This is a genomic window from Flavobacterium sp., from assembly GCF_043778725.1.
Classification (GTDB): Bacteria; Bacteroidota; Bacteroidia; order Flavobacteriales; family Flavobacteriaceae; genus Flavobacterium.
Genome location: NZ_JAYWFT010000015.1, coordinates 1 through 13132 on the forward strand (window position 1 = coordinate 1; position 13132 = coordinate 13132).

A 13132-nucleotide genomic window follows, 5' to 3' on the forward strand; every position below is an offset into this window, starting at 1 on the left:
TGGAAAAACTGGAGTTGTCTTTGCTACAAGTGGTCCAGGTGCGACAAATTTAGTCACTGGTTTAGCCGATGCTTTAATCGATTCTACACCTTTAGTTTGCATCACTGGTCAGGTTTTTGCACATTTATTAGGAACCGATGCTTTTCAAGAAACCGATATTATCAACATCACGATTCCAATTACAAAATGGAATTACCAAATAACCGATGCTAAGGAAATTCCCGAAGTTCTAGCAAAAGCATTTTACCTTGCAAAAACAGGTCGTCCTGGTCCAGTTTTGATTGACATTACTAAAAACGCTCAACTTCAATTATTTGAATATATCGGCTATCGTCCTTGCATTCACGTGAGAAGTTATCGTCCTGAACCAATCGTTCGATTAGAATATATCGAGAAAGCTGCAACATTAATCAATCAGGCGAAAAAACCATTTGTGATTTTTGGTCAAGGTGTTTTATTGGGCAATGCCGAAAAAGAATTTCAAAATTTCATAGAAAAAGCAGGTTTACCAGCAGCTTGGACGATTATGGGAATGAGCGGAATTCCAACCGATCATCCACTTGGCGTTGGAATGTTAGGCATGCACGGCAATTACGGTCCGAATTTTCTAACTAATGAATGTGATGTTCTAATCGCAGTCGGAATGCGATTTGACGACCGAGTTACCGGAAGATTAGACAAATATGCCAAGCAGGCACAAATCATTCATCTGGATATCGATCCTGCTGAAATTGATAAAAACGTTCAAACTACAGTTCCTGTTTGGGGAAATTGTAAAGAAACATTACCGTTGCTTACCAATTTACTAGAACAAAAAACACATCCTGAATGGTTCAAGGAATTTGAAATTAAACGAGAAAAAGAAACCACTTTTTTAATTGAAAAAGAATTAAATCCAACCGATGGCGGATTGACCATGGGCGAAGTGATTAATGTTCTAAACGAATTAACCAATGGCGAAGCCGTAATTGTAACTGATGTTGGTCAGCATCAAATGGTGGCGTGTCGTTATGCAAAGCAAAATAAAACCCGAAGCAATATTACAAGTGGCGGTTTAGGAACCATGGGTTATGCACTTCCTGCTGCAATTGGGGCAAAATTTGGTGCTCCAGAACGTCAAGTAGTTGCCATTATGGGCGATGGCGGCGCGCAAATGAACATACAAGAATTGGGAACAATTATGCAATTTCAAACGAATGTAAAAATCCTAATTCTAAACAATAGTTTCCTTGGAATGGTACGTCAGTGGCAAGAACTTTTTCATGAAAAACGCTATTCGTTTACGGATATTCAGAGTCCGAATTTTGTGCAAGTTGCCAAAGGATACAATATTGATGGAAAGCAAATATCCAAACGTGAAGAATTGCGTCAAGGATTGAAAAAAATGCTAGATCACGAAAGTTCTTTTCTTTTAGAAGTGGCCGTACTTCATGAAGACAATGTTTTTCCGATGGTGCCACAAGGAAAAGGAGTTGCTGAAATTGTTTTATCGAAAGAAGAAATATAGTAAAAGTTCCAAGTTTAAAGTTTTCAGAATTTAAATATGAAGCAGAATATCAATTAACCACAAACCTGAAACTTTAGACTTTAAACAAAAAAAAACTTAAAAAATGAAAGAAGAATTTACGTTGACCATTTACACTGAAAATCAAGTAGGTTTAATCAACAAAATAGCGATTATGTTTTCGCGTAGAAAGATTAGTTTAGAAAGTTTGAATACTTCTCCGAGCGAAATCAAAGACATTTATAGATTTACATTAGTCGTTAGAGAAACCGAAGCCGTAGTTAAAAATTTAGTGCGTCAGTTAGAAAAAATTGTAGACGTTTTTAAAGTGTATTACAATACCAACGAAGAAATTATTTGGCAACAAATGGCGTTGTACAAAGTGCCAACAGCCGTAATCATTAAAGATGTAAAAGTAGAACGTTTACTGAGAGAATTTGGTGCCAAAGCTGTTGTGATTAGAGAAGATTATACGGTTTTTGAAGCGACTGGTCATGATGAAGAAGTGAATAATTTACTGAAAGAATTGGATAAATATGGCTTGATTGAATTTGTTAGAAGTTCACGAATTGCCATTATCAAATCAAGCGAAGGTGTTCATAAAAAAGTGTTGGATATGGAAAAAAATGATCCAACGAAACAACCGATTAACAACGAATTCCTGAATCATAAAAGTATGATTTTTGAAATGTAAATTATAAAAAACAAACAGTCAATTTAGCACTGGCGCCTAGCCCAGATAGCAGTGGAAAGCCTTTTTCCTTCGGTTTTTTAGTTTTTCTTATTCTAGAAAAGCGACCAAAGGAAGCTCTTTCTGGGACTAGAAAAACTTAAACCGAAGGAAAAAGCTTGAAACGAATAGCTGGATTAGCTTCAAAAAAACAAACTAAAAATTTAAAATAGATACAATGTCAAATTATTTCAACTCACTTCCGCATCGACTGAAAGTGCAAGAATTAGGAAAGTGTGATTTTATGCAAAGTTCAGAATTCTCAAATGGTGTAGCCAAATTAAAAGGTAAAAAAATAGTGATTATAGGTTGTGGTGCGCAAGGTTTGGCGCAAGGTCAAAATTTGCGTGATAGCGGATTGGAAGTGGCGTATGCGTTACGTCAGGAAGCGATTGATAACAAAAGAGCGTCGTTTTTAAATGCAACCGAAAACGGATTTGAAGTAGGAACTTTTGAGGTAATAATTCCTACTGCCGACTTGGTTTCAAATTTGGCTCCAGACAAACAGCACACGTCTGTAATCAATAAAATTGTGCCTTTGATGAAAAAAGGCGCGTGTTTATCGTACTCGCATGGATTTAATATCGTTGAAGAAGGAACGCAAATTCGTGAAGATATTACGGTGGTTATGATTGCGCCAAAATCGCCTGCAAGTGAAGTTCGAGCAGAATATTTGCGTGGATTTGGTGTGCCGACATTAATCGCGGTGCATTCTGATAACGACCCAAATGGTGACGGATTAGAAATTGCAAAAGCGTATTGCGTTGGAACTGGTGGCGATAAAGCTGGCGTTTTATTGTCGTCATTTGTTGCAGAAGTAAAATCGGATTTGATGGGCGAACAAACCATTTTGTGTGGCTTGTTGCAAACCGGTTCGATTTTGAGTTTTAACAAAATGATTGAAAACGGAATCGATACAGGTTATGCTTCAAAACTCGTGCAATACGGTTGGGAAGTGATTACCGAAGCCTTGAAAATTGGTGGAATTACCAACATGATGGACCGACTTTCGAATCCTGCAAAAGTAGAAGCTTTTAAACTTGCTGAGGAATTGAAACAAATTATGACGCCGTTATTCAACAAACACATGGACGATATTTTATCGGGACATTTTTCGCAAACGATGATGGAAGATTGGGCAAATGGCGATAAAAATTTACTGACTTGGCGAGAAGCAACTGGCGAAACGGATTTTGAAAAAACGGCAGCTGGAACTTTTGAAATTACGGAACAAGACTATTTTGACAATGCAACTTTGATGGTAGCTTTTGTAAAATCTGGAGTCGAATTGGCATACGAAACTATGACTTCTGCTGGAATTAAAAACGAATCGGCATATTATGAATCGTTGCACGAAGCGCCACTAATTGCCAACACAATTGCAAGAAAAAAATTATTCGAAATGAATCGTGTAATTTCGGATACAGCTGAATATGGTTGCTATTTGTTTGATCATGCATGCAAACCGCTTTTGGCTGATTTCATGAAAAAAGTGGACACTAATTTGATTGGAAAAAACTACAATGCAACTGCCAATAACAACGTAGATAATTTTGAATTGGTAAAAATAAACGCTGCCATTAGAAATCATTCCATTGAAATTTGTGGAGCCGAACTGCGTGAAGCGATGACTGCTATGAAGAAAATTGTGGAGTAAAAAGAGAAAAGAAGATAGAAAATAGAGAATAGACTTTGAACTTAATTTTCTTAATTTCTTAATGGCTTAAAGAAAATAAAAATGAATTTATTTAACGAAATAGTACAAGCAAAAAATCAATTAGATGGCGTAGTTCAAAACACGCCACTAATTGAAAACCGAAATTTATCCGATGAATTTGATGCCACAATTCTACTAAAACGTGAAGATTTGCAAGTTGTTCGTTCGTATAAAATTCGTGGTGCTTACAACAAAATGAGTTCGCTTGCTGATACCGAAAAATCACAAGGAATTGTTTGTGCAAGTGCCGGAAATCATGCACAAGGTGTTGCCTATTCCTGTAATTTACTGCAAATTCACGGTGTAATTTACATGCCAAAAACCACTCCGAAGCAAAAAATAAAACAAGTACAATTGTTCGGGAAATCATTTGTAGAAATAGTTTTGGTTGGCGATACTTTTGATGATGCGTATGCTTCGGCGGTTGAATTTGCCACAGAAAATTACATGAAATTCATTCATCCGTTTGACGATTACAAAGTTATTGCAGGTCAAGGAACGGTTGGTTTAGAAATTCTAAGTGCTACAAATCAACCTATAGATTATGTTTTTGTTCCTATTGGCGGCGGCGGTTTGGCGGCTGGACTTTCGACCGTTTTTAGAGAATTAAGTCCGAAAACTAAAATTATTGGTGTTGAACCTTTGGGCGCACCATCGATGAAAACTGCTATCGAAAATGGAGGAAATACTCCACTAGAAACCATCGACAAATTTGTTGATGGCGCTGCGGTTAAACAAGTTGGCGATTTGACTTTTGAAATTTGCAAAGAAAATCTCGACGATATTATTTTGGTTCCCGAAGGAAAAGTGTGCACCACAATTTTACGCTTGTATAACGAAGAAGCCATGGTTGTTGAACCTGCTGGCGCATTGACAATCGCAGCATTGGATTTTTACAAAGAAAGAATAAAAGGAAAAAACGTAGTTTGCATCGTTTCTGGAAGCAATAACGACATCGAGCGCACTGCCGAAATCAAGGAACGTTCCTTACTTTACGAAGGATTGATGCACTATTTCATGATTCAATTTCCGCAACGTCCTGGCGCATTGAAGGAATTTGTGAATACCATTTTGGGCGACGACGACGACATTACCTATTTTCAATTTGCCAAGAAAACCAGTCGCGAAGTCGGTTCGGTAATTGTTGGTTTGGAGTTAAAAAACAGAAACGACATCGAACCCATAAAAGCCAATATGAAACAACACGGATTTGACTACCGCTACTTAAACGAAAAAGAAGATTTGTACAGTCAATTGATTAATAACTAATAAAACCGCAGCAATAATGTTGCCGTTTTTTTTTATTGGGAGCGAATGGCTTGGTTCTTTTTGGTTTCCTTATTCCTGCTTTCCGAGTTACGAGGTAACTTCTCCAATCAGGGCTAAATAGGTTTTGTATTGAATAGAGGTAGAATTTCTAAGAAACTAATACCTCAAAAGTTCCTCCATTTTCAATCGTACTTTATCCACATTCGGAATCATCGTAAACTCCAAAACACTATTCAAAGGAATCGCTGGCATATTCTCTGAACCGATTACCATTACTGGCGCATCCAAATATTTGAAACACTTTTCCTGAATCAATCCAGCTAAACTTCTAGCGAAAGAATTATTGGTTGGCTCTTCGGTTACGACAAGGCATTTTTTAGCTTTTTTAACCGATTTGAAAATCGCTTCTTCGTCTAATGGATACAACGTTCGCAAATCGATAATTTCGACTTGGTTTTTCATCGTTGACGAAGCATTCAATGCCCAATGAACTCCCATTCCGTATGTAATTACCGTAATAGTTTCGTCGGTTTCTTGTTCCCAAATTTCTTGAACGATATTCGCTTTTCCAAATGGCAAAAAATAATCTTCACTTGGTTCGTTTACTCTTGCGGCATCCGTTCCTTTTACTTTACTCCAATACAAACCTTTATGTTCCAAAATCACCACAGGATTTGGGTCGTAATAAGCCGCTTTCAACAATCCTTTTAAGTCGGCACCATTGCTTGGATACGCGATTTTTATTCCGCGAATATTAGTCAAAACACTTTCTACAGACGACGAATGATAAGGTCCGCCACTTCCATAAGCACCAATTGGAACACGCAAAATCATGCTAACAGGCCATTTTCCGTTGGATAAATAACACGAGCGACTGACTTCGGTGAACAATTGGTTCAATCCTGGCCAAATATAATCGGCAAACTGAACCTCAACAATCGGTTTTAAACCAACAGCTGACATTCCGACGGTTGAACCAACAATAAATGCTTCTTGAATTGGCGTATTAAACACGCGTTCGTCTCCGAATTTTTGGGCTAAAGTCGCTGCTTCTCTAAAAACACCGCCTAATCTTCCACCAACGTCTTGTCCGTACAACAAACATTCTGGATGTTTTTTCATTAATTCTTCGACTGCAAAAAGCGCGCAATCTACCATCACAACCTTATCTTCACGCTCAGGATTTCGTTCGCCAACTTCTTCTGTGATTGGAGTTGGAGCAAAATCGTGCGTAAATAAATCCTCTGGAGTTGGATCTTCTGCTAGTTGCGCTTTATCAAAATCAGCTTGGACTTTGGCAACAGCCGTATTTTCTATAGTTTGAATTTCTTCATTTGTAAATCCAACTTCCAATAATTGTTTTATCAAAACTGGAAAAGGATCACGAGATTGCGCTTCTTCCAAATCGTCACGATACCATTCCATTCGAACTCCAGATGTATGGTGATTCAACAGCGGAACTTTAGCATGAACCAAAAACGGACGACGTTCTTCACGAATGGTTTTTACTACTTTTTGAACCGCTAAATAGCTTTCTGTAAAATTGGCTCCATCGATAGAAATGGCTTCAATTCCGTGGAAACCTTTGGCATATTCAAACGCATTTTGAGCACGAGTTTCCGCCGCATTTGCCGAAATATCCCAACCGTTATCTTGTACTAAATATAAAATAGGTAGTTGTTTTAAAGCTGCCATTTGTAATGCTTCGGCGATTTCTCCTTCGGTTACCGATGCATCACCAAGCGAACATACAACTAATGGTTTCTCTTGATGAGTATCTTGAATTCCGATATTTTCTTTATACCAAAAACCCATCGCTGCACCAGTTGCTGGAATAGCTTGCATTCCTGTAGCCGATGATTGGTGCGGAATTTTGGGTTTATCTGCATCTTTCAAACTTGGATGACAATAATAGGTTCTTCCGCCCGAAAACGGATCATCTTTTTTTGCCATCAATTGCAACATCAAATCGTAAGGTTGCATCCCAATTCCCAATAGCATCGCATCATCACGATAATACGGAAACGCATAATCTTGTGGCAAAAGTTGCATCGCCATCGCAATTTGAATCGCTTCGTGTCCGCGTGAAGTTGCGTGTACGTATTTGGAAACTATTTTGAAATTATCTTCATACAAAGTCGCCATTGCTTTCGCAGTTGCCATTGTAGTAAATGCTTTTTCTAGTATTTTTTTTTCTAACATGTCTTTTTAATAAACCCTGTCAGAGTTTTAAACTCTGACAGGGTTGTAATATAAAATTATTTCGCTTCTACAATCCAACCAAATTCGTCTTTGACATCTTGAACTTTAATAGCGTTCAAAGTATCATTTACCATAACAGAAACTGGATTCGCTTCTGGAAATTTGATTGATAAATCGTTGTTTCCGATTTCTTCAACCATCGCAATTCCTACTGCTGTTCCTGTTCCGAAAGCTTCTTCTAAAGTTCCGTTTTGAGACGCTTCGATAATTTCAGACATTTTGATAGGTCTTTCGATTACTTCAAATCCTTTGCTTCGTAATAAATCGATCACACTCATTCGAGTAATTCCTGATAAAATTGAACCTGTTAAACTTGGCGTAATGAATTTTCCATCAATTTTGAAGAAAATATTCATCGTTCCAACTTCTTGAATGTATTCAAAATCTTGGGCGTCTAACCATAAAACTTGGTCAAAACCTTTAGCTTTTGCGTATTCTGTTGGACGAATGGCTGCTGCGTAATTTCCGGCTGCTTTGGCTTCTCCTGTTCCACCATTTACGGCACGAACGTATTTTTTTTCTGCGTATAATTTAATTTTTCTACTGAAAAATGGTCCAGCTGGCGATGCCATTACTATAAATTTGAAACTCGTTGCTGCACGCATTCCAATAAAAGCTTCGTCAGCATACATAAACGGACGCAAATACAAAGCACTTCCTGTTGAAGTTGGAATCCAATTTTTCTCTAAAGCGGTAAATTGTTTTAATGCTTCCACGAATAAATCTTCTGGAAATAGTGGCATTCCCATTCGGTCAGCACTAAAATTCATTCGTTTTGCATTTTCTTCTGGGCGGAATAATAATGGCGTTCCGTCTTTTCCTAAAGTCGCTTTCATTCCTTCAAAAATCGCTTGTCCGTAATGTAAAGCCATTGCTGCAGGATGCGTTGGAATTAATGCCAAAGGTTCAATTCTTGGATTTTGCCATTCGCCATTTTCATAATCACAAATAAACATGTAATCGGTAAAATTGGTTCCCATTGTTATGTTTTCAAGATTCACTTCTGAAACTCTTGATTGTGTGACTTTGGTTATTTTTATTTCTGATGTCATACGCTCTGTCATAATTTATATCGTTGTGTTTGTTGTGTCAAATTTTAATTTATGGTTATGCATATTCCTATGTGATCACTTAATTTCTTGTCTAAATTCCATGTTTGGATTTCAATTTTTCTATTAGCTAGAAATTTTTCACTTAAAACAATATGGTCTACATTATTTTCTATTTCTGATGTTAAATTTTTCATTTTCAAATTTTGAAAAGTTTCGTTTAAAAGGTTTCTCGCTTGATGACTTGGGTAAGCATATCCTGAAAAAAATACATTCAAATCGCCTACAATACAATTAAAATTTTTTACTTCAAAATTTTTAAAATCTTCTAGTTGACCAGATAAATCACTTTTAAAACGTTCTCCTTTTCCTCCAAAAATGCCAATAATTGTTGCGTAAACATTTAATATTCCGAATTCTGTTTTTATTTCTGTACAAATACTTGTGAAATTATCAAATGTTTTGTGCTCTTTTACAATTTCATACTTTGTCCAAATTGTCGTTCTATTTTCTTCACTTTCATAATTAACCCCATCATGATTTGGAACTAATTTTTCTGTTGAACTATTTTTATACTTTTCACTAAAATCTAACTTTGAACTTGTTTCTGTTAAAACCAAAATATCAGCATCATACGAATTTATTACATTTGCTAAATTCTGATTTTTAAATTTCTTAATTCGTTCAACATTCCAAGTTAAAATCTTCATCTAAATTTTGGTTTCCAAGTCAAATTGTTCTAAATAATCGCCAACTTTTCGTAAGAATGAACCTCCTAAAAATCCGTCCACTACTCTATGGTCGAACGATAAAGAAAGATACATCATGCTTCTGATGGCGATTTCGTCACCTTTTTCGGTTGTGATAACTTCGGGACGTTTTTTTATGATTCCTAATGCTAAAATTGCAACTTCGGGTTGGTTAATAATTGGTGTTCCCATCAAACTTCCAAAAGTTCCTACGTTTGAAATCGTGAACGTACTTCCTTGAATTTGTTCTGGTTTTAGTTTGTTATTTCTTGAAGCTTCCGCCAAATTATTTACAGCTGTTGCTAAAGCGACTAAATCTTTTTCGTTGGCGTTTCTAACTACAGGAACGATTAAATTTCCTGATGGTAACGCGGTTGCCATTCCGATATTAATGTCGTTATGTACAATGATATTTTTCTCGTCAACAGAAACATTAATCATTGGAAAGTCAACAATCGCTTTTGCTACGGCTTGAACAAAAACTGGTGTAAACGTCAATTTTTCATTATATTTCTCTTGAAACTTATCTTTATTCTCATTTCTCCAATTTACCAAATTCGTAACATCGACTTCAATATAAGAAGTCACGTGTGGTGAAATTTGTTTAGAATACACCATATGATCGGCAATCATTTTGCGCATTCTGTCCATTTCTACAATTCGGTCTTTTCCTTCAACAAAATTTATTTTTGGCTTTGGATAAGTAGATATTGGTTGATGGTTGATGGTTGATGGATTACTCAGGATTGGATATTTTCGATTCTTTAAATAATTAAAAACATCACTTTTTTGTAATCTTCCTTCGGCACCAGAACCTTGAATGGTTTGCAATTCTTCTATTGATAAATTTTCCTTTTGTGCAATTGAGATTATTAATGGCGAAATGAAAGCGTCAGAGTTTCGAGTTTCGAGTTTCGATTTTTGTTTTATTGAATGTGGCACCTCGACTGCGCTCGGTGTGACATTACTTTTTTCTATAACCTCTTGCTTCTGACCTCTTGCTTCTTGAACTCCATCAGAATCTATCAAAGCCAAAACGGTTCCAACTTCAACCACAGCATCTTTTTGAAAACGAATTTCAGTAATTACTCCCGAAAGTGGCGCAGGCACATCACTATCGACTTTATCGGTAGCGACTTCTAGAATGGTTTCTTCGGCTTCCACAAAATCACCTACGTTTTTCAACCAACTGATTATTGTTGCTTCGGATATACTTTCACCCATTTTGGGCATTTTGAATTCTGATATTGCCATTTTTATATTTTGTTGCACAGACAACGCAGTGCGTTGTCTCTACGATTTTTTAAATTCTTCTAATGTTTTATAAAATGCTTCTTGTGTTGGTCTATTGGTTGGAATTTCACGCAATGGCTCAACTGCTTTCAATGTTTCGTAACATTCCTGTGGCAATTGTTGGTACAATGCAGTTCCTTTGGTTTTCCAATCAATCATTTCATCGGAAACATCTTTTATTATTGTGGCTGGATTTCCTACTACCATTTTTCGGTTTTGGATTTGCATTCCTGCTTTTATGAAACTTAAAGCACCAATAATACATTCATCGCCAATATTTACGTCATCCATAATTACGGCGTTCATTCCGACTAAGCAATTCGCACCAATATTTGCTCCGTGAATAATCGCTCCGTGACCGATGTGCGCTCCGGCTTTCAAGACCATTGACTTTCCTGGAAACATATGAATCGTGCAATTCTCTTGAACGTTACAACCGTCTTCAATGATAATTTCTCCCCAGTCACCACGAATAGCTGCTCCTGGTCCAACATATACATTTTTCCCAATAATGACATTACCCGTTACCGCAGCTTGCGGATGGATGAAACTACTTTCGTGTATTACTGGGATGAACCCTTTGAATTCGTATATCATTTTTTATTTTATAATGTATTGTTGTATAATGTATATTGCACTTTTCTGTATACAATATACATTTTACAGTATACAATTACTTAAATTTCTTCAACGTTTCTTTTGTAAAATCAGACAATACTAATCTTCCACTAATAGCGGCTCTTTCGGCTAATAAATTATCCCAATCTTCTGTTCCTCTCCAAAAAACTTTTTTCATTTCGAGCATGGCTTCGGGATTGTAGGTGCATAAATGTTCAGCGAATTTTTGAACGGCTTCGTCCATTTCTTCTATATTTTCAAATACTAGCGCAAACAAACCTTTTTCTTTTGCCCAATTTGCCTCATAAAATGTGTTGGCGTCGATTGCAATTTGTGACATTGCCGAAACTCCCATTTTTCTTTCGATGGCAGGCGAAACTACAAATGGTCCGATTCCAACGTTTAGTTCTGATAATTTTATTGCTGCGAATTTTGTTGCCATACAATAATCGGTTGCTGCTGCTATTCCTACTCCGCCACCAACAGTTTTTCCTTGAATTCTTCCGATGATGAATTTTGGACATTTTCGCATGGCGTTAATTACGTTGGCAAATCCTGAAAAGAATACTTTTCCGGTTGCTGCATCGTTTATGAAAATTAGTTCTTGAAAACTCGCTCCTGCGCAAAAGGTTCGGTCGCCACCACTTTTTAGGATGATTACTTTTACTTCGCTATTATTTCCAACATCAGTTATTGTGTTGGCTAATTGTGCTAAAATATCGCTTGGCAACGAGTTTTGTTCAGGATGAAAAAACTCGATTGTGGCGATGTTGTTTTTTATTTCTTGTTTTACGTATGCGTTCATAATGATTTATTTGTTGATTAACGATTGTTGATTTTTGAATTATGTAAAACTTCAAAAATCAACAATCGTTAATCATCATTCGTTATTTTTTTTATTTGTTTGTCGAAATCTGAAATAATTTTTTGCGTTTTATTAAAGATTTCATATTCATTTATTGCTTTTTTGTCTGCTGTTAATTTTGAAGTTTTTCCGTTTCCTTCTAGTATTTTATAATCATTGAATGTTAGAAATTTATTGACACTTTCGGCTAATTGAGTCATTGAAAATGTGTTTTGTCGTTCGATTAGTCCTTCGATATAATCGAAATATCCAGTAACAGTTCTTTCTAGTTGTTTGATTTCTTTTTCTTGCAAATAGTTTTTGGCTACAATAACATCTTGTTTTAAAACGCGACCATCTGGTGCATTTTTCCATGTAGTTAAACCCATATTCTCTTTGGTACTATCCGCTTTTTTAAAAATGATTTCGGCAGCAGTGTTTCCCGAAATAGCAAAATGAAATTTATTTTGAACCGTTGCAAAAAATAGTTTTGTAGTTTCTGAATTCTTATCATAATCAATACTGCATTCAGCAAATATATCCGTTATTTGCTGATAAATTCTACGTTCACTAGCTCGTATTGAACGAACTCTTTGCAACAATTCTCTGAAATAATCTTTTCCAAAAAGTGTTTGCCCTTGTTTTAAACGATGATCATCTAAAACAAATCCTTTAACAATATATTCTTTTAAGGTTTGGGTTGCCCAAATTCTGAATTGTGTTGCTTTTGAAGAATTTACTCTATATCCAACAGATATTATTGCATCTAGATTATAGAATTTGGTTTTATATTTTTTCCCGTCAGAAGCAGTTGTCGAGATTTCCTCGATAACTGACTTTAGTTCAAGTTCTCCCGATTTGTCAATGTTTTTCAAATGCAATGAAATATTATCGACACTACAATCAAATAGCAATGACATTGCTTTTTGCGTTAGCCAAACGGTTTCGTTTTCCAATAAAACATTAACACGAACTTCGCCAGATGGTGTTGAGTAGAGAATAAAATTATTTAATTGGTTTTCCATTTAAGAAAATGTTGTTATTGAATTCTGATTTTTTAGCCCTGATAGTAGCGGCATCCTTTTTCTTTTTTCTTT

11 protein-coding genes are annotated in these 13132 nt (G+C 36.1%); 4 read left to right on the forward strand and 7 right to left on the reverse strand.

Annotated features, from left to right (window positions below):
* The 4 genes from ilvB to ilvA all read left to right on the forward strand — a co-directional run.
* The coding region (gene ilvB, locus ACH2CG_RS01785; protein ID WP_395061599.1) for a biosynthetic-type acetolactate synthase large subunit at positions 1–1507 on the forward strand (1507 nt) is incomplete at its 5' end.
* A 103-nt stretch (positions 1508–1610) separates the two neighbouring features.
* Positions 1611–2198 carry an acetolactate synthase small subunit gene (ilvN, locus tag ACH2CG_RS01790; RefSeq protein ID WP_395061601.1) on the forward strand — a complete coding sequence of 196 codons (588 nt, stop codon included), beginning with the start codon at positions 1611–1613 and terminating at the stop codon, positions 2196–2198.
* Between the two features lie 214 nt (positions 2199–2412).
* The gene (ilvC, locus tag ACH2CG_RS01795; RefSeq protein ID WP_395061603.1) at positions 2413–3891 is read left to right on the forward strand and encodes a ketol-acid reductoisomerase; all 1479 of its coding nucleotides are present in this window, start codon (positions 2413–2415) and stop codon (positions 3889–3891) included.
* A gap of 81 nt (positions 3892–3972) precedes the next feature.
* Positions 3973–5220, forward strand: coding sequence for a threonine ammonia-lyase IlvA (gene ilvA, locus ACH2CG_RS01800; protein WP_395061605.1), 1248 nt, complete (start codon positions 3973–3975; stop codon positions 5218–5220).
* Between the two features lie 156 nt (positions 5221–5376).
* Here ilvA and ACH2CG_RS01805 read toward each other — a convergent pair whose 3' ends face one another.
* The 7 genes from ACH2CG_RS01805 to ACH2CG_RS01835 all read right to left on the reverse strand — a co-directional run bounded on the left by ACH2CG_RS01805 (position 5377) and on the right by ACH2CG_RS01835 (position 13060).
* A complete protein-coding gene (locus ACH2CG_RS01805; RefSeq protein WP_395061607.1) occupies positions 5377–7422 on the reverse strand; it encodes a thiamine pyrophosphate-dependent enzyme in 2046 nt (681 codons plus the stop codon).
* 56 nt (positions 7423–7478) lie between these two features.
* A complete protein-coding gene (locus ACH2CG_RS01810) occupies positions 7479–8546 on the reverse strand; it encodes a branched-chain amino acid aminotransferase (RefSeq protein WP_395061609.1) in 1068 nt (355 codons plus the stop codon).
* 32 nt (positions 8547–8578) lie between these two features.
* Entirely contained in the window at positions 8579–9241 is a 663-nt protein-coding gene (locus ACH2CG_RS01815; RefSeq protein WP_395061611.1) for an endonuclease/exonuclease/phosphatase family protein, read from the reverse strand.
* The gene (locus tag ACH2CG_RS01820; protein WP_395061613.1) at positions 9242–10534 is read right to left on the reverse strand and encodes a dihydrolipoamide acetyltransferase family protein; all 1293 of its coding nucleotides are present in this window, start codon (positions 10532–10534) and stop codon (positions 9242–9244) included.
* A 39-nt stretch (positions 10535–10573) separates the two neighbouring features.
* Positions 10574–11170 (reverse strand): transferase hexapeptide repeat family protein, encoded by a 597-nt coding sequence (locus tag ACH2CG_RS01825; RefSeq protein ID WP_395061615.1) that lies wholly within the window; start codon positions 11168–11170, stop codon positions 10574–10576.
* A gap of 76 nt (positions 11171–11246) precedes the next feature.
* Entirely contained in the window at positions 11247–11996 is a 750-nt protein-coding gene (locus ACH2CG_RS01830) for an enoyl-CoA hydratase/isomerase family protein (RefSeq protein WP_395061617.1), read from the reverse strand.
* A gap of 68 nt (positions 11997–12064) precedes the next feature.
* On the reverse strand, positions 12065–13060 hold the full coding sequence (locus ACH2CG_RS01835) for a virulence RhuM family protein (RefSeq protein ID WP_395061619.1): 996 nt from the start codon (positions 13058–13060) through the stop codon (positions 12065–12067).
* Positions 13061–13132 lie beyond the last annotated feature (72 nt).